The 16,731-nt window shown below is 59.6% G+C and carries 16 protein-coding genes and 1 pseudogene; 8 read left to right on the top strand and 9 right to left on the bottom strand.

The genetic code is table 11. The annotated features are described in order from the left end of the window. Positions 1 to 3 precede the first annotated feature (3 nt). Positions 4 to 2,055, top strand: coding sequence for an exodeoxyribonuclease V subunit alpha (gene recD / locus PG879_RS15785; protein WP_270830402.1), 2,052 nt, complete (start codon positions 4 to 6; stop codon positions 2,053 to 2,055). Between the two features lie 27 nt (positions 2,056 to 2,082). Here recD and PG879_RS15790 read toward each other — a convergent pair whose 3' ends face one another. From PG879_RS15790 to glnK, 4 genes are all read right to left on the bottom strand, one after another. Further along, positions 2,083 to 2,454, bottom strand: coding sequence for a hypothetical protein (locus PG879_RS15790; protein WP_270830403.1), 372 nt, complete (start codon positions 2,452 to 2,454; stop codon positions 2,083 to 2,085). Further along, the gene (drt2, locus tag PG879_RS15795; RefSeq protein WP_270830404.1) at positions 2,451 to 3,377 is read right to left on the bottom strand and encodes an antiviral reverse transcriptase Drt2; all 927 of its coding nucleotides are present in this window, start codon (positions 3,375 to 3,377) and stop codon (positions 2,451 to 2,453) included. Before drt2 ends, PG879_RS15790 begins: the two co-directional genes overlap by 4 nt. An 835-nt stretch (positions 3,378 to 4,212) precedes the next feature. After that, complete coding sequence (locus tag PG879_RS15800; protein ID WP_042864817.1) at positions 4,213 to 5,454, bottom strand: ammonium transporter; 1,242 nt, start codon at positions 5,452 to 5,454, stop codon at positions 4,213 to 4,215. Positions 5,455 to 5,479: 25 nt separating this feature from the next. Continuing rightward, the gene (gene glnK / locus PG879_RS15805; protein WP_039040122.1) at positions 5,480 to 5,818 is read right to left on the bottom strand and encodes a P-II family nitrogen regulator; all 339 of its coding nucleotides are present in this window, start codon (positions 5,816 to 5,818) and stop codon (positions 5,480 to 5,482) included. A gap of 386 nt (positions 5,819 to 6,204) precedes the next feature. On the opposite strand from glnK, the gene PG879_RS15810 reads away from it, so the two are divergent. Both PG879_RS15810 and PG879_RS15815 read left to right on the top strand, forming a co-directional pair. Next, positions 6,205 to 7,206, top strand: a complete 1,002-nt coding sequence (locus tag PG879_RS15810; protein WP_039040121.1) for a sensor domain-containing diguanylate cyclase — start codon at positions 6,205 to 6,207, stop codon at positions 7,204 to 7,206. A 130-nt stretch (positions 7,207 to 7,336) separates the two neighbouring features. Further along, the gene (locus PG879_RS15815; protein ID WP_010675902.1) at positions 7,337 to 7,750 is read left to right on the top strand and encodes a hypothetical protein; all 414 of its coding nucleotides are present in this window, start codon (positions 7,337 to 7,339) and stop codon (positions 7,748 to 7,750) included. A 62-nt stretch (positions 7,751 to 7,812) separates the two neighbouring features. On the opposite strand, the gene PG879_RS15820 is transcribed toward PG879_RS15815, so the two are convergent. Together PG879_RS15820 and PG879_RS15825 are read right to left on the bottom strand one after the other, a co-directional pair. Beyond that, the gene (locus tag PG879_RS15820; protein WP_270830405.1) at positions 7,813 to 9,807 is read right to left on the bottom strand and encodes a methyl-accepting chemotaxis protein; all 1,995 of its coding nucleotides are present in this window, start codon (positions 9,805 to 9,807) and stop codon (positions 7,813 to 7,815) included. A 407-nt stretch (positions 9,808 to 10,214) separates the two neighbouring features. Beyond that, the gene (locus PG879_RS15825; RefSeq protein WP_010675900.1) at positions 10,215 to 10,571 is read right to left on the bottom strand and encodes a hypothetical protein; all 357 of its coding nucleotides are present in this window, start codon (positions 10,569 to 10,571) and stop codon (positions 10,215 to 10,217) included. A gap of 199 nt (positions 10,572 to 10,770) precedes the next feature. Here PG879_RS15825 and PG879_RS15830 point away from each other — a divergent pair, with 199 nt between their 5' ends. Further along, positions 10,771 to 11,493, top strand: a complete 723-nt coding sequence (locus PG879_RS15830; protein WP_270830406.1) for a response regulator — start codon at positions 10,771 to 10,773, stop codon at positions 11,491 to 11,493. A gap of 7 nt (positions 11,494 to 11,500) precedes the next feature. After that, complete coding sequence (locus PG879_RS15835) at positions 11,501 to 12,886, top strand: ATP-binding protein (protein WP_010675898.1); 1,386 nt, start codon at positions 11,501 to 11,503, stop codon at positions 12,884 to 12,886. A gap of 177 nt (positions 12,887 to 13,063) precedes the next feature. Here PG879_RS15835 and cspE read toward each other — a convergent pair whose 3' ends face one another. Continuing rightward, positions 13,064 to 13,273: a transcription antiterminator/RNA stability regulator CspE gene (cspE, locus tag PG879_RS15840; protein ID WP_010675897.1), complete on the bottom strand. Its 210-nt coding sequence runs from the start codon at positions 13,271 to 13,273 to the stop codon at positions 13,064 to 13,066. A 392-nt stretch (positions 13,274 to 13,665) separates the two neighbouring features. Beyond that, positions 13,666 to 13,950 (bottom strand): DUF3811 domain-containing protein, encoded by a 285-nt coding sequence (yjbD, locus tag PG879_RS15845; RefSeq protein WP_039040119.1) that lies wholly within the window; start codon positions 13,948 to 13,950, stop codon positions 13,666 to 13,668. 296 nt (positions 13,951 to 14,246) lie between these two features. Here yjbD and PG879_RS15850 point away from each other — a divergent pair, with 296 nt between their 5' ends. Continuing rightward, the gene (locus PG879_RS15850) at positions 14,247 to 14,369 is read left to right on the top strand and encodes a hypothetical protein (protein WP_010675895.1); all 123 of its coding nucleotides are present in this window, start codon (positions 14,247 to 14,249) and stop codon (positions 14,367 to 14,369) included. 46 nt (positions 14,370 to 14,415) lie between these two features. On the opposite strand, the gene PG879_RS15855 is transcribed toward PG879_RS15850, so the two are convergent. Next, positions 14,416 to 15,186 carry a substrate-binding periplasmic protein gene (locus tag PG879_RS15855; RefSeq protein WP_039040118.1) on the bottom strand — a complete coding sequence of 257 codons (771 nt, stop codon included), beginning with the start codon at positions 15,184 to 15,186 and terminating at the stop codon, positions 14,416 to 14,418. Positions 15,187 to 15,672: 486 nt separating this feature from the next. Here PG879_RS15855 and PG879_RS20605 point away from each other — a divergent pair. Both PG879_RS20605 and PG879_RS20610 read left to right on the top strand, forming a co-directional pair. Next, positions 15,673 to 15,795 (top strand): annotated as a pseudogene (locus tag PG879_RS20605) (Y-family DNA polymerase); the annotation flags it as partial. 84 nt (positions 15,796 to 15,879) lie between these two features. Next, on the top strand, positions 15,880 to 16,626 hold the full coding sequence (locus tag PG879_RS20610) for a DinB/UmuC family translesion DNA polymerase (RefSeq protein ID WP_113725460.1): 747 nt from the start codon (positions 15,880 to 15,882) through the stop codon (positions 16,624 to 16,626). The last annotated feature ends 105 nt before the right edge of the window (positions 16,627 to 16,731 follow it).

Raw genomic sequence — 16,731 nt, forward strand, 5'->3', positions numbered from 1 at the left:
GAGATGAAGGGCGAAACCATGATAGAGCGGCTGAAAGCCTTGGCGCTGGCGGGGCGCATCCGCCAGCTTGACCTGCAATTTGCCAGGCTGGTGGCCGACCTGGGCGGCAGCCCCGAGCTGGTGCTGGGGGCCGCGCTCGCCTGCCATGAGCTGGGGCGCGGCCATGTCTGCCTGCCGCTGGCGATGCTCGCTCAGGGCGGTGACGGGCAGGGATCCTCGCGCCCCTTCGGGCTGGATCCGGATCAGAGCCGGGATCTGCTGGCGGATCTCGCGGATCCTGCAAGCTGGCCCGCCCTCTTTGCGGCCAGCCCCCTGGTGGGGAGCGAACAGGAGGAGGGAGAGCCCCCCCGCTGGCCCCTGCGGCTCTGGGGGGATCGCCTCTACCTCACCCGCTACCACGACTTTGAGCTGGGGGTGGCCCGCCACCTTAGCGCCTTGAGTGAACGGGCCGAATGGCCGGAGATTGCCCCGGCCCTGTCACGCCTCTTTGCCCGCGACTACGGCCTGGTGTTCGGGGCCCTGCTCAAGGCCCGCCTCGCGCCGGATTTCTCCGTCCGCCACTTTGTGGAGAAGTACCTGGATCTGGTCTTCCCCCATGAGGTGGAGTGGCCCGCCGTCGAGACCCTGCTAAAGAGCGCCCAGGCGGCCAGCGAGCTGGAGCGGCTGGATACCCTGGTGCCCGAGGCGCTCTGCTGCAACGGTCAGAAGCTGGCGGCGGCCACGGCGGCGGCGCGCCCCTTCGCGGTCATCTCCGGCGGCCCCGGCACCGGCAAGACCACCACGGTGGCCAAGCTCCTCGCCATCCTGGTGGAGACCGGCCTGCAAGGGGGCAAGGCCCCGGCTATCCGGCTGGTGGCCCCCACCGGCAAGGCGGCGGCGCGTCTGACCGAGAGTATCGGCGCTGCCCTGCAGGCCCTGGACTTGCCCCCCGAGTGGGTACAGGCCATCCCCACCGAGGCGGGCACCCTGCACCGGCTGCTCGGGGTGATCCCCGGGCGCAGCCAGTTCCGCCATCACAGAGGCAACCCGCTGCACCTCGACCTGCTGGTGGTGGATGAGGCCTCCATGGTGGACCTGCCCATGATGGCGCGCCTGCTGGATGCGCTGCCGAGCCATGCCCGCCTCATCCTGCTCGGCGACAAGGATCAGCTCGCCTCGGTGGAGGCGGGGGCCGTGCTCGGGGATATCTGCAGCTTTATCGAACAGGGCATCAGCCCGGCGCAGGCGGATTGGCTCTCCCGCCAGACCGGCTATCGCCTGCAAGGCACGCCAGCGGGGGCCAGCGTGCGCGACAGCCTCTGTTTGCTCTCCAAGAGCTGGCGCTTTGACCAGCATTCGGGCATCGGCCAGTTGGCGCGGGCCTGCAACAGCGGCGACGGGGCGGCGGTGGAGGCGGTCTGGAGCGCAGGATTTGGCGACATCCGCCTGCATCCCTGGGCAGGGGAGGCCTACAACGCCTTGATCGCCGAGGGGGTCGCCGGTTACGGCAGCTACCTCAAGGCGGCCCGGGCCGGCGAGGATCCGGCGGCGGTGTTCAAGGCGTTCAACGGCTTCCAGATCCTCTGCGCCCTGCGGGACGGCCCCTTCGGGGTGACGGGGCTCAACGAGCGCCTCGAACTGGCCCTCGCCAAGGCAGGGCTGATCGCCCTCGACGGCGACTGGTATGCTGGCCGCCCGGTGATGGTGGTGCGCAACGACCACGGGGTGGGCCTCTACAACGGCGACATGGGGCTCTGCCTGCCGGACGAAAGCGGGCGGTTAAAGGTCTGGTTCGAGCAGCCGGACGGCACCCTGCGGGCCCTGTTACCCAGCCGGTTGCCCCCCCACGAGACGGTCTACGCCATGACCATCCACAAATCCCAGGGGTCGGAGTTTGCCCACACCGTGCTGGTGCTGCCCGACAGCCCCAGCCCGCTCCTGACCCGCGAGCTGGTCTACACCGGCATCACCCGCGCCAAGGCCCGCCTCGATCTCTACGGCGATCGCGCCCTGCTGGCACAGGCTGTGCGGAAAAAGACCGAGCGTTATTCGGGATTGGCGGAGAGGTTGGGTTAATAAAAATCGGGCATGAACTCATTCACCTCACTCATGCCCTACTTTTAATGACGCTTCAATTTCCTTTGTTAAGCGATTCCAGAGAGGTTTCAGCTGTTTCTTGATGGCTTTTGATTTCATGGTTTTTGCAGCCATATGACCATAAGTAATAAAATTCTTCTTGCCAAGATGTGAATAACGTTCGTAAATTTTCCTCTTGAATAAAGGCGTTTTTAAAATGCCAATTTCTTCTTCCAGCAAATTTGCTTTGGCATGATTTTTCTTTGCTAGCCTTACACCTGACTTCATTCTCCCAGAGAATTTAGCGAGTGCTGCAGATCTTATTAGTTTTCTTTCCCCATCGAAAGTGAATCCTAGGTATTGCAATGGTTTATCGCACTTCTGAACGCCACCATTCATATAAAAATTACGAGTCTCAGTTTTTTTGGATTAATTTCAATTTTTAGTTTTGAAATTAACTCGATTATTGTTTTGGTCGTTATAGCCTGATGTTCAGGATTGACAATGAAAAGCATATCATCACAATATCTATAATAGTGTCCACCAAGGGAAGTGATAAATACTTTAACTTTAGAGTCAAAATCCAACATATAGATATTTGAAAGTAGTGCGCTTATAGATGTACCTTGAGGGATGCCTTTTTGTTTGATATTTGATGTGATTATTTTTGAACCCCTAACTTTATCTCGAAAGGTTTTTATATCACATAATCGGCGACCTATTTTGTGAGGATTGTTTCTTGGTAGATTTAACGTTTCGAACAAAACATCTCTCTTGACCTGAGAAAACTTGGTAAGAGATTTGAAAATGTTATAATGGTCATCAGGTAATACACTAGTGTCTAATACCTTATTCCACATGTCTTTGAGTATTTTGTGATCTAAGTTTTCAAAGAAACCTGATATGTCCATTGCAATAGCAACACAATTACCATGAGTCTTTATTTTTTCAAAAGCATCGTTAGCAAAGTCAATATTGCTTTTACTTAAAGCTCTGAAAGCCAGTATAGAGTTGTGGAGCGATGCGTCTGATAACTTGTTTTCATAAAAAACAGATAGCTTTTCTGAGTAATAAGAATATATGTGTGAATCAATATGTGAAGCATATGATATATTGCGAGATTTTTTTGTTTTCGTTAGTTTGCCATTATCATCAACAGATACTTTAAAACTGTAAATATCATATTGTATTAACGGGAGGAATGCGTGTTTAGCAACAACGTCTGGAAATTCAACTATTTTTTTAGCGTTTTCCAGCTTAACTGGTGCGTCAAAATGTAGATATCCTCTACTACGAAACCATTTATTTTCAGCATTGTCCATATGCAAGCCTTATAATGCAAAACCCAGAGAGGTTGGACAGTGGCATCCATTTTCCTCTCCGGGCTTAGGGTACGTTTAATACGCATTCACAACATCGAAATGATGCCGGCCACGAATGTCAGATATGATATATGATACCATCATCGCAGGAGTGTTCGACATGAGTCTACTAGCCATCTGCGGCCATGCAAGTCGTCTGCTAGCCAGTGTACTGGTGAGCGTTCTACTTGACAGCTTGTGATACACCTTACTTCCTAAATAAGTAAGCGAAGTCATAATAAAGTGTGGTGGGGGCAAACACAATAAAATATTGGTTATATATATTGAGCTTTGCACTTTACCTCTAACAATATTTTTTATTTTTAAAATTTTTTTGGTCTGTCTTGCTTGGATCAATACAAACCTACCGATTGCTTTGTCATAGCTGAGCGTAGCGAAGCCCAACGTTTACCGCGAAATCTCTTTTTCCTGCCCCTCATCCCCAGCCCTTCTCCTCCTTTTTTAATAAACGGGAGAAGGGAGCAATGCTGTTACCGCTGTCCGATTACGCTTCGCTAATCGAACCTACGTGGCTGCCACATCGATGTTTTGAATGGCCGCTTGCTTGCTCCTCCCCCTGCCAAGGGGGAGGCGGGGAGGGGGTTATGGCCCCATCCGTCAATCGGCACGGCATACCCCGACCTTCCCCTTGCAAAGGGGAGGGGGCAAAGCAGAGGGTTCACCGGTTGCGTGGCAGAGTGGCATCACTCGAACCGCCCTCCTGCCTTCAGGGGCGCCGAGCCGCCAAAAAAACGGGGCCCGAGGTGTCCCCCGGGCCCCGCATCCGATGGCCGTGTCAGATGCTGGATTTGACGCTGACGAACTCGGGGTAGGCATCGATGCCGCACTCGTGGACATCCACACCCATCATCTCTTCCTCTTCGCTGACCCGCAGGCCCATGGTGGCCTTGAGCAGGCTCCAGACCACGAGGGAGACGACAAAGACCCAGCCGAAGATGGTGGCAGCACCCAGCAACTGGGCACCGAAGGTGGCGCTCGTGTTGGAGAAGGGCACCACCATCAGGCCGAACAGGCCGCAGACGCCGTGTACCGAGATGGCACCGACCGGATCATCGATCTTCAGGCGATCGAAGGCGACGATGGCGTAGACCACCAGGGCACCGGCCAGGGCGCCGATCAGGCTGGCGAACAGCGGGCTGGGGGAGGCCGGGTCGGCGGTGATGGCGACCAGACCGCCGAGGGCGCCGTTGAGGATCATGGTGAGATCCGCCTTGCCCCAGGTGAGCTTGCTGACCAGCAGGGCGCCGACCACACCGGCGGCCGCGGCGGCGTTGGTGTTGACGAACACGGTGCCGATGGCGGTGGCATCAGCGGCGCTGGAGAGCGCCAGTTGGGAGCCACCGTTGAAGCCGAACCAGCCCATCCAGAGGATCAGGGTGCCCAGGGTCGCGAGCGGCAGGTTGGAGCCGGGGATGGGGTAGATCTCCCCTTGCTTGCCATATTTGCCGCGACGGGGGCCGAGCAGCAGCACGGCGGCCAGGGCAGCGGCAGCGCCCGCCATGTGGACGATGCCGGAGCCTGCGAAGTCGGAGAAGCCCGCCTCTTTCAGGAAGCCGCCACCCCAGCTCCAGTAGCCTTCCACGGGGTAGATGAAGCCGGTCATCACCACGCAGAACAGCAGGAAGGACCAGAGCTTCATCCGCTCTGCCACCGCACCTGAGATGATGGAGGTGGCGGTGGCGACGAACACCACCTGGAAGAAGAAGTCGGAGTGCAGGGAGTGGCCCGCGTCGTCCGCCTGGCTGCCCATCAGGCTGCCAAAGCTCGGCAGCCAGCCGCCGGCGCTGTTGTCCACGTACATGATGTTGTAGCCGACCAGCAGGAACATGATGCAGGCGATGGCATAGAGCAGGATGTTCTTGGTCAGGATCTCGGTGGTGTTCTTGGCGCGGACCAGGCCGGCTTCGAGCATGGCGAACCCGGCGGCCATCCACATGACCAGCACGCCGGAGATCAGCAGGTAGAAGGTGTCGAGTGCATAGCGCAGCTCGCTGACGGATGTGATCAACTCTTCCATGTCGTATTCCTCAGTTCCAGTCGTATCAAAGGGCGTCTGCGTCGGTCTCGCCGGTGCGGATGCGCACGGCGGCCTGCAGGTCATAAACGAAGATCTTGCCGTCACCTATCTTGCCGGTGTGGGCGGCCTTGCTGATGGCTTCGATGATCTGCTCGACGTTGTCGGCCAGGGTGGCGATCTCCAGCTTTACCTTGGGCAGGAAATCCACCTGGTATTCGGCACCCCGGTACAGCTCGGTGTGCCCCTTCTGGCGGCCAAACCCCTTGACCTCGGAAACCGTCAGCCCCTCGACGCCGAGGCTGGCGATGGCTTCGCGCACGTCGTCGAGTTTGAACGGCTTGATGATGGCGGTGATTAATTTCATGCAATATCCCCAATCCTTGTGGTTCACCCAGATAAAGGCAAATATTGCGCCAGAAAAGTATTTTTCTTTTTATTCATGCACTTACTTATTAATCGCAACCCTGGTCAGCGAGGCTTGCCCAATATGGGCAGGGCTGCGCCAAAGGTGTGCACCGCCGTGGTGCAATCTGGCCGGCAGAAGAACGGAAGGGAGCGTGACGGCGCGCAAGACTCGAAAGTGTGCGGGCTGCTACTGTTGTTCAACAAGAGGGCAACCTGGCCGATAACCCGTCATGACGGGGTGTCGAGGCCAGTCGCCCCCTTGAAGGCTCGACCGGCAGGCCCGGTTTTCCCGCCAGGTCAACAAGCGGATCCGTGGCGCCGAGTAGCAGAACAAGGAAGGTTTTCATGCTGCATGACAATGAGATGACAAGGCTACCGGCCCTCGACGAGGCCGTGATGAGCGGCATGCTGGAGGTCGTGAGCGACGGTCTCTGGGACTGGAATGCCAACACCGGCTATGTCCATCGCTATCCCGGCTGGTATCAGATGCTGGGGTATGAGCCCCACTCCCTCGACAACACTGTTTTTACCTGGGAGAACCTGATCCACCCGGACGATCTGGCGCAGGTCATGGAGAGCTTCGATGCCTGCCTGAGTGGGCGGGCGGCGGACTACCGGGCCGAATACCGCTGCCGTTGCCGTAACGGTGACTACCTCTGGGTGGCGGATTGTGGCCGCATCGTCGCACGCAACCCGGACGGCAGTGTCGCCAGGATGGTGGGGGCACACCGCAACATCCACGCCCAGCGGGAACTCTACGCCAGGCTGGAGCTGCAAAACCGCACCCTGGAGCAGCAGGTGGCGCAGCGTACCGCCGAACTGGAGCGGCTCAACCAGGCATTGCAGTTCCAGGTGGAGGAGAACCGCCGCCTGGCGGAGACGGACTCCCTGACCGGCGCGGCCAGCCGCTATCGGCTGGAGCAGGCGGTGCGGCTGGAGCATGAGCGCGCCAAGCGCTTCAAGGAGCCCTTTGCCGTGATCGCCATGGACGTGGACGACTTCAAGCAGATCAACGATCGCCATGGCCACGGGGTGGGGGACCAGACCCTGATCGATATCGTGCAGCTGACCCGGGGCTGCATCCGCGAGATCGATCTGCTGGCCCGCTGGGGGGGTGACGAGTTCATGCTGGTGCTTCCCAATACCCGGTTGCCCGACGCCCGGGTGGTGGCCGAAAAGCTGAGGCAGCGCCTGAGCCATGCCAGGGTCAAGGGGATCGAGCCCGTGACCTTGAGTTTCGGGCTGGTGGAGTCCGACCCCGACGAGCAGGTGTCCCACCTGATGGCACGGGTCGACAGGGCGCTCTACCGGGCCAAGCTGGCGGGCAAGGACCAGCTCAGCGGCTGACAAGGGCACTGGTCGGAGCCGCTACGGGGCTTTTCCCCCCCGAATACGGCTTGACCAAGGGATTTTCTTGACTCCAATTCATCCCGCTGGTTTCATGCGCGCTCTTTTCATTCTTGCGAGATGTATCTTCATGAAAAAGTCCTTGCTGATTGCCCTGACCGCCCTGCCTCTGGTTGCCCACGCCGGCCTGATGGATTCCCTGACCGACACCGTGACCAGCAGCGTTACCAGCACCGCCAAAGAGATGGCTGGCAACGCCATGGACACCGCTTCCAACGAAGCGATCAAGAAGGCTCTGGACATCAAGGAAGGCGGTTCCAACAAGCAGGCCATCAAGGACAAGCTGGGCGCCCCGGCCAGCACCAAGACCGACGCCGGTCTGGAAGTGTGGACCTATGACCTGGACGCTCTGAACAAGGCCTCCCCGCTGCTGGCCGAGACTACCAAGTCCCTGCTGAAAGACTCCGAAGTGGCCCAGAAGAACGTGGTCATCAAGTTCGAAGGCGAGACCGTGAAGACCCTGAACCTGGCCAACAAGGCCTGAGTCCTGGCAAGGTGAATGAAAAAGGGGCCCGCGGGCCCCTTTTTGCTGCCTGGTGTTCAGGCTCACACCTTGAAGCGGTGTACCAGAGCCAGCAACTGGCGGTTGGACCCCAGCAGGGTGGCGGCGCTCTGCTCCGTGTTGCCGCCGTTCTCCACCAGGAGGTTCAGCATGTCGCGAATGCTCACCATGTTGCGGTTGATCTCCTCGGTCACCCGGCTCTGCTCCTCGGCAGCGGTGGCGATCTGGCTGCTGAGATCGTGGATCTGCACCACGGCGTCGGCCATGGTGTCGAGGCCGCCGGTGACCTGCCCCGTGGTGTCGGCCGCCGCCTGGCAACTGCGCTTGGTCTGCTCCATGGCGAGCACGGCCTCGGCGACCCCCTGGGTGAGCCGTGACAACATGCTGCCCACTTCGGCGGTGCTGTTCTGGGTGCGTGCCGCGAGGGCACGCACCTCGTCGGCCACTACCGCGAAGCCCCGGCCCTGTTCACCGGCCCGGGCCGCCTCGATGGCGGCGTTGAGCGCCAGCAGGTTGGTCTGGGCGGCGATGCCGCCGATCACCCCGAGCACGCTGCCGATCTGCTGGGCATCTTCCTGCATCTCCAGCACCTTGGCGGCGGCGAGATCCACCTCGTCGATGAGGGCCACCACGCTGGCGGAGGCTGACCCCACCACCTTGCGGGAGCTGGCCGCCTGACCGTTGGCGGCCTCGGTGAAGCTGGCGGAGTCGTTGGCGTGGCGGGCAACGCTGTCGGCGGTGGAGCTGAGTTCGTTGAGGGCGGTGACGACCTGATCGGTTTCGCTGGCGTGTTCTCCCAGGATCCGCCTGGCCTGCCCGGTCTGCTGATCGAGCTGGGCCAGCTCGCGGGTGATGAGGTCGGTGGCGGCGGTCACCTGCACCATCATCTGTTGCAGGAAGGCGATGAAGCGGTTGACCGACAGGGCGATGTTGTCCAGCTCGTCATGCCCTTTCACCTGGATGCGGGCGGTCAGATCGGCGTCGCCGGCGCTGAGGGCGTCGATGTTGAGCTTGAGGGTCTGCAGGCGGCTGCCAAGCTGGCTGATGGCCAGCACCATGAGCACGAACAGCAGCCCCGCCAGGGGGAGCTGGATGCTCGCCAGGGTGGCGAGCACATCCCGGCTGTCCTGGGTCAGGGTGCGGGTCGGCAGGGCGGCGGCCAGCAGCCAGGGGGTCCCTTTGATGGCCTCCATCAGCAGGGTCTGTTCCTCACCCTGATCCTGGAAGGTGGTGCGCAGCTGCCCCTTGCTCGCATCCTGGCCCAGCAGGCCGCTGATGGCGAGGGCGAAGGGATAGTCGGCGTGGGCGGAGAGGTTGCCGAGCACCACATCCCCGGTCAGACGGGCGTTGCGGCTCAGGATCTTGCCGTCAGCCTCGATGATCATCACCTGACCGCCGATCTCCTGCTCTTTCTTGGCCACCAGGTCGTTGAAGAAGCCCAGGGTGACGTCTATGGTCGACACCCCGTAGAGGGTGCCATCCTGGTAGATCCCCATGGCGCAGTTGGTTCTCGGCTGCTGGCTCGCGCCATCCTTGTAGGCGGCGGCCCAGGCACAGACGCCACGGGGCGCGTGCTGGCCAGCCTTGTGCCAGGGCTGATCGAAATAGTTGGGCGCCTCTGCCGAGTTCCAGTAGGTATTGGGAATGAGGGCGTTGGACGCATCCCTGTGGAAGAAGGTGCTGAACTTGGCGCGCCCCGCCTCCCGCTTGTCCGGCAGGGGCCAGATGCCGCCACCGAAGACCATGCCGTTGCCGTACTGGTCGATGAGGGCCGGGAGCTGGGCATCTATCTGCTCGCTCGGCAGTTGTGCCACCAGCTGGGTAATGCTGCGCGACTGGGTCTGCACCCCGTTGAGCTGGTCACGGATGTCGGTCGCTATCTCGCCGACTCGCAGCGCCACGTTCTCCTCCCCCGCTTTTTGCAGGGCGGGGGTGATCCAGATCTGGATGCCGATCACCGTCAGGGCGCACACCAGCGCCATGAAGCCCAGAAAAACGGCGGTATAGCGCCCCTTGATTGTGCCCAGATTCCATCCCATAACGACTCCTGTCCACTGTGCCCGGGATCGTGCCCGCGTCTGTTGTGTGAGGGACCATTATGATTTATTTCGAAAGTGAAACGTTTGTTATCGCTCACATAACATGATGCGGCCAGGCAGGAAAAGGTGAAAAAACTGGGGGGTGGAGACAAAAAAGGGTGGCTTGCGCCACCCTGTTGTATTCGCCGGTGTCGGGGCAGGGCCCCGCCGGATCACGGGTCTGCTTCGGCAAACCGCTTCATTACGTCGCCTTACTGGTTTGCTTCTGCGAGCAGCTTGATCACCTCGACTTACTGGTCTGCTTCGGCAAACGGCTTCATTACTTCGATTTACTGGTTTGCTTCTGCGAACAGCTTGATCATCTCGACTTACTGGTCTGCTTCGGCAAACGGCTTCATTACTTCGATTTACTGGTTTGCTTCTGCGAACTGCTTCATCACCTCGGCGTGCTTGATCATGCCGTCGGCACGCAGACCAAGGTTCTTCACGAACTCCGCCTTCTTGGCCGGATCTTCAATCTTGTCGTAGCGCTGTTGCAGATGGGCCTGGATCTGTTCCGGGGTCATGTTCTTCATGCGGGCCATCTTGTCGTGGCGGCCGCCATGATGTTTGCCGCCCATCATGCCGGTACCGTCCATGGGGCAACCGGTCGCCGTGGCCTGGGTCGGTTGTGCGGTGGAGACCGCCTCGCTGGCGGCATAGGCGCCCAGCGGCAGGCCGAGGATCAGGGTGGCGGTCAGCAGGGTCTTGGTCAGCTTTTTCATGGGTAACTCCTGTCGGATGTGTACGGGTAGAGGCTCTTTCGCCTTGGTATCCAGTAAACACCGTGGAAGTGTCTGAAATTTGCCAGTAGAGGCCTATTTTGTAGCAGAGTGTGGCACAGGGGCGTGCTGGCACACTTTGACACAACCCGCCCGGTTGATTTTCGTATAATCGCCCCAGCCCGATAACGGAGAGATGATGATGAACCAAAGCAGCCCTCATATTCTGGTGGTCGATGACCACAGCGAGATCCGCGATCTGCTCAAGCGCTTTCTGGAGCAGCATGGCATGCGCGTCAGTTGCGCCCGCGATGGCAAGGAGATGAAGCGGCTGCTGGATGAGCGGGAGTTCGACCTGCTGGTGCTGGATCTGATGATGCCGGGGGAGGATGGCCTCACCCTGTGCCGCGAGCTCAGGGTCAAATCCCGCCTGCCGATCATCATGCTGACCGCCATGGGGGAGGAGACGGACCGCATCATCGGCCTGGAGATGGGGGCGGACGACTACCTCTCCAAGCCGTTCAACCCGCGGGAGCTGCTGGCCCGCATCAAGGCGGTGATGCGCCGTACCCAGGCGGAGAGCCTGCCCGTGCCGGAGACCCTGACCCGGGATCTGCGCTTCGATCGCTGGCTGCTCGACGTCAATCGCCGGGAGCTGGTGGACGAGGAGGGGGTGGGGATGAGCCTCTCCACCGCCGAGTTCGATCTGCTCAAGGTGTTTCTGGAGCGGCCCCAGCGGGTGCTGAGCCGGGATCAGTTGCTGGATCTGGCCCGTGGCCGGGAGGCGGTGGCCTTCGATCGCGCCATCGATACCCTGGTGAGCCGACTGCGGCGCAAGCTGGAGAGGGATCCCAAGAATCCCGAGCTCATCAAGACCATCTGGGGTGGCGGTTACCTGTTCGCCGCCGACGTGACCCAGGAGTGAGGCCGACATGATCAAGCGCGTCTTCGCCAGGCTGCTGCCCAAGGGGTTGACCGGCCAGATAGTGCTGGTGGCCCTGGCGGGGCTGGTGCTGATCCAGCTGCTCAGTATCCAGATCTACCGTTCGGACAGGGAGGAGGCCCTCGGTTACGTCAACAGCCGCAACGCCATGCAGCGCATCATCTCCGTGGTGCGCCTGCTCTCCCTCTCCCCTCCTTCCCTCTATCACGAGATCCTCAAGGCGAGCCGCAGCGAGACCCTGCTGCTGCGTCTGGCCGACGAGCCGTTGCAGCCGGACAACCGCAGCCCCCGCTTCGAGAAGCTGGTGCGGGCCAAGCTCGGCTATCCATCCTCCCTGGCGGTGGAGATCAGCGCCGAGCTGAAGCAGGACATCCAGCGCAGCCGGGCCTGGCAGCACCACAACCGCATGATGAAGGATCGCAACGGCATGCCGCCGCCACAGGACATGCGGCTCTACGGCTCCATCGAACTGCCCAACGGCGGCTGGCTCCAGTTCAGCTCCCTGGTGGACAAGGAGACGGCGAGCTGGTCCTGGCAGACCACCCTCAACCTGCTGCTGGTGGCGAGCCTGGTGATCGGCCTGATGATCTGGCTGTTCCGCCGGGCGACCCGTCCCCTCAAGCAACTGGCCGCCAACGCCGACAGGCTGGGGCGTGGTGAGGACATCGAGCCCCTGCGCGAGGAGGGGCCCACCGAGATCCGCGAGTCCATCCAGGCCTTCAACCGGATGCACACCCGGCTCGATCGCTTCGTGCAGGACAGAACCCGGATGCTGGCCGCCATCTCCCACGACCTGCGCACCCCCATCACCAGCCTGCGGCTGCGCAGCGAGTTTCTGGCGGACGGGGAAGACAAGGAGCGCTTCCAGCAGACCCTGCAGCAGATGGAGCAGATGCTGGCGGCGACCCTGAGCTTTGCCCGGGAGGAGGGGCAGCAGGAGGCGACCCGGGAGCTGGATCTGGTCAGCCTGCTGGAGAGCCTGTGTGACGACTATGCCGACATGGGCCAGCCCGTCACCTGCCTGGCCGAGGGTAAACAGGTTTACGCCTGCCGCGCCAACACCCTGCGCCGGGTGCTGCAAAACCTCATCGGCAACGCCATCAAGTACGCAGGGGGGGCCGAGGTCTCTCTGGTGCGCGGTGACGGCGAGTTGCTGATCCTGGTTCGCGATCAGGGGCCGGGGATTGCGGAGAGCCAGTTGGAGGAGGTGTTCAAGCCCTTCGTGCGCCTGGATGAAGCCCGCAACACCGAGTCTGGCAGCGTGGGACTGGGGCTCGCCATCGCCCGCACCCTGGTGCACCAGCACGGCGGTGAGCTCAGCCTTCACAATCGCCAGGAGGGGGGGCTGGAGGCGCGGATCAGCCTGCCCCTGTAAGGAACCTGACCAGGAAATGGGGCACCACCAGGGTGCCCTTTTTGCTCCCCGTGGCGAAAGGGAAGCAGGGCAACACGCCGGTCACCCGGAAACGGGCAACAAAAAACCCGCCGAAGCGGGTTTTTTCAATTCTTGCTGAGGCCCTTGCCCAAAGAGGGGAAGGTGCTCCGGCTTGAATTACTGCGGAACGACGTTCGCAGCAGCCGGGCCTTTCTGGCCTTGCTCGATGGTGAACTCAACGCGCTGACCTTCTTCCAGGGTTTTGAAACCGTTGGACTGGATGGCGGAGAAGTGAACGAACACGTCTTTGCTGCCGTCAGCCGGGGAGATGAAACCGAAGCCTTTCTCGGCGTTGAAGAATTTTACGGTACCAGTCATTTTGGACATGATAATTTCCTTGAGTAGTGATTAGTGAAACGCCACCGGAGCGGCAATCCATGATTTTTCGTCAGAAATACGTATGGGGAGCACTAAAGAAGGAGAATTATCTGGCAAGAATTATCGGGGATAACTGCCTGCACAAATCACTGCTTTAAGATGACTGCCTAACATAATCAGGTCTGAACTACCGAACCATCGAAAACGATTAGAACACGCACACCCTGTCATGGCAATCTTTATCTTGGTATTCGTTTCAGTCAGTGATGACTGGATCGGGGTTTTATCCGGGTGTGCATCAGCTGCCAGGCGCCTCCTGCTGCCCTTTTCAGGGAGATGACATGACGCTCTGCCAGCCCCCTTTTTTGCAGCAGCGTCATCTGCGTGCGTTCATGCTGCCGTTACCGTCTGCCACGGTATTTGTTGCTGACGGAATCGGACCAGCTGAAGGTGTCGGGCAGTACTTGGGCACTGGCTCGCTCCTTGGCTTTCTCCCGCGCCAGTGCGGAAGCCGCCTTGGCGGCCTGGGCGCGATCGGCGGCGATCTTCTGGCGTCCTGCTTCGCGGATCTTGTTGCGCTCCCCGTTGGTCAGGGTGTGATCGGCATTGGCCTGGGCCTTTTGCACCAGCAGGGCAATCTCGGCTTTCTCGGCCTCGGTCAGATCCTTCATTTCCAGCTTCTTCATGACGCGCTCCTGCGATCGTTGAATGCCCACCCTAACACACATCCATCGGAGACAGGCTGACCATCCGTCCCCGGATGCCAAAAGTGTCGCCCGGTCGTCATTTCCCGGGGGAGCACGCGACGGGAACGCCTGGCTGACAGGCGCTGCCGGGAGGCTGGATCCCGGCGGAAGATTGGGGGTATGCTGAGGCCAGTGCGATCCCCGATCGTCACTGTTGGCGTACTGAAATCCACGATTCGGCTGACATGCTGGAACACCCGTTCCAACTGTCCAGGTAACCTTTTTGGAGTCTGATGATGAGCAACAAAGAACAGCATCACGGCAAAGATGCCAAGAAAAAACCGCAGATGTCACTGAAAGAGAAACGCGAAGCCAAACGTCAGAAAGCAGAGCTGAAAAACGGCAGCGCGATGAAGTAACGCTCCATCCACTGCGGCTCCCTGGAGCCGGTATCAAGCCAGTCCATCATGGGCTGGCTTTTTTGTCTCCGGCAGTAGAGGTGGTGCCATAGGCGGCAAAGATCCGCTCATAGCGCCCGTCCGCCTTCATCTTGGCGAGCTGTCTGTCGAACCATTGCCGGTGGCCCGCCTCGCGAAAGGCGAAGTGGTAGTGAGTCGGGGGGAAGAGGTCGTGCTGTCTGACCCTGTTCTTGGGATAGCGGTCGCCCTCCTGGTCATCCCCGAGCAACTGCGCCAGATAGTAGTAGAACACCCGCTGTTCCAGGATCACGGCATCGGTGCGCCCGAGCAGGAGCCGCTGTACCTGTCCCTCCTGCCTCGCCACCTCTTCATAACGGGGATTCTGGTCGACGATGTCGGAGAAGGTCGTTCCCAGGATCTGTCGTGCACGCTGGAAGGCACTGACTCGCAGGGTCTGCAAATCCTTCATGGTGTGGACTGCCGTCGGCGCCAGGGTGAAGACCCGGTTGTGGAAGGTGATCACCGGCTGTGAGAGGTAGGCGCTTTCCAGCATGCCGGGTTTGACGTTGATGATGGCGTCCAGCTTGCCTTCCTCCAGCATCCTGAAGGTGCGCTCCAGGGGAAGATAGACGACCTGCAGCTCATGGGGGCTGCCTGCGAAGGCCTCTCGCATGAGATCGAGTTCAATGCCCCTGTCTTCGTGGCTGATGACATAGGGAGGAATGGCAAAGCTGACTCCCACCCGCAGCGGCTCCGCAGCAAGGTGGCCGCCGAACATCAGCAGGGCGAAGCACAGCAGACGGCTCAAGTGGTTCATGCAGGTTCCCGAAGGGAGAAATCGTCTCGATGATAGCCACAAGCCTGGACGAAGGGGACGTAAAGCGGGGGAAAGTGGCAGCAACATGGTCGTCGGGGGAGGTGAATGCGTCAGAAACAGGTAAAAAAAGGCCCTGATGAATCAGGGCCTGCCGCAGGGGATCAAAAGGGTAATACATGTAAAAAATCGCTGCTGAGTGAGTGACTGAGTGAGTGGCAATGAATTTTTTACTATATATTTCAATGCATAACACCTTTTCTTACACTTCTGGTTGCTCACCTTAAAATGACACTTTTTAAAGATATGTAAGAAAAGGTATGAAAATGCGTGTTCATACCTGTTTATTCTTACACTTTTTGGTTGTCCTCACCAGAACCCTCACCACATGAGCCTTACCAGCTCAAAAGAGAGAACCACGCACCGAGTTGCTGAGTGACCTTCTCGCAAAGCTGTTCGCACCCGTCCCGGTAAACAGACGAAGCTTTTGCTGAGCTGAGTGAGAGTTGGGCGGGTGACCTAGTGGCATATGGACGCCAGATCCGGGAGCGGGTACAGCAGTGGACAGGGCTGACGGTCGGTGTTGGTATCGGCCCCACTAAAACCCTAGCCAAACTCGCCAACTATGCCGCAAAAAAATGGCCCGCCACCGGAGGGGTGGTCGATCTGCGCGATGAAACACGCCGCGCCAAACTGATGGCGATCACCCCGGTAGACGAGGTCTGGGGAATTGGTCGCAAACTCACCACCAAGCTGTCAGCTCAGGGCATCAACACCGTGGCTGATCTGGTAGCGGCTGATGCTAAGAGTCTTCGGCACCGTTACGGGGTCGTTGTCGAGCGCACGGTGCAGGAGCTGTGCGGGATCCCCTGCGCCGAGCTGGAGCAACTGGCACAGGCCAAGCAACAGATAATTTGCAGCCGATCCTTTGGGGAGCGCATCACCGCCTTCGGCCCCATGCGGGAGGCTCTCGCTGGCTACATGGAGCGGGCAGCTGAGAAACTCAGGACAGAGGGCATGTGCTGCCGCCATGTCACAGTATTCATTCGTTCGAGCCCGTTTGCGGAGCGGGAAACACATTATGCCAACCAGATCTCCATGCTGTTGCCGATACCCACAGCCGACACCCGTGAGTTGCTAGCCCAGATCGAGCCGCTGCTGAGCAGGATCTGGTTGGATGATGTTCGCTATATGAAGGGCGGCGTCATGCTGGCGGACTTCTCCCCGAAAGGCATGCAGCAAGGGGGTCTATTCGGCAGCGAACAGCAGGATCCCCGTAGCGATGCACTCATGCAGGTGATCGATAGGATTAACCAGGGGCGGTTGGGAAAGGTCTACTTTGCATCCCGAGGCCGAGATACCAGCGAATGGATGATGAAACGCGAACAACTCAGCCCCCGCTATACCACCAGTATCAAAGGGATCCCGGTGGTGAAGGCATGAGCACAACCATGAAAGTTAACCTCCTCTCCTAAATAGCTGTTCCGAATAGTAGATCACCGGAGGAAGGGAACTCAGTCCAGTTTGTGCGATCTGATTAGTCGCTAA

The organism is Aeromonas sp. QDB63 (assembly GCF_027707425.1).
GTDB lineage: Bacteria > Pseudomonadota > Gammaproteobacteria > Enterobacterales > Aeromonadaceae > Aeromonas > Aeromonas caviae.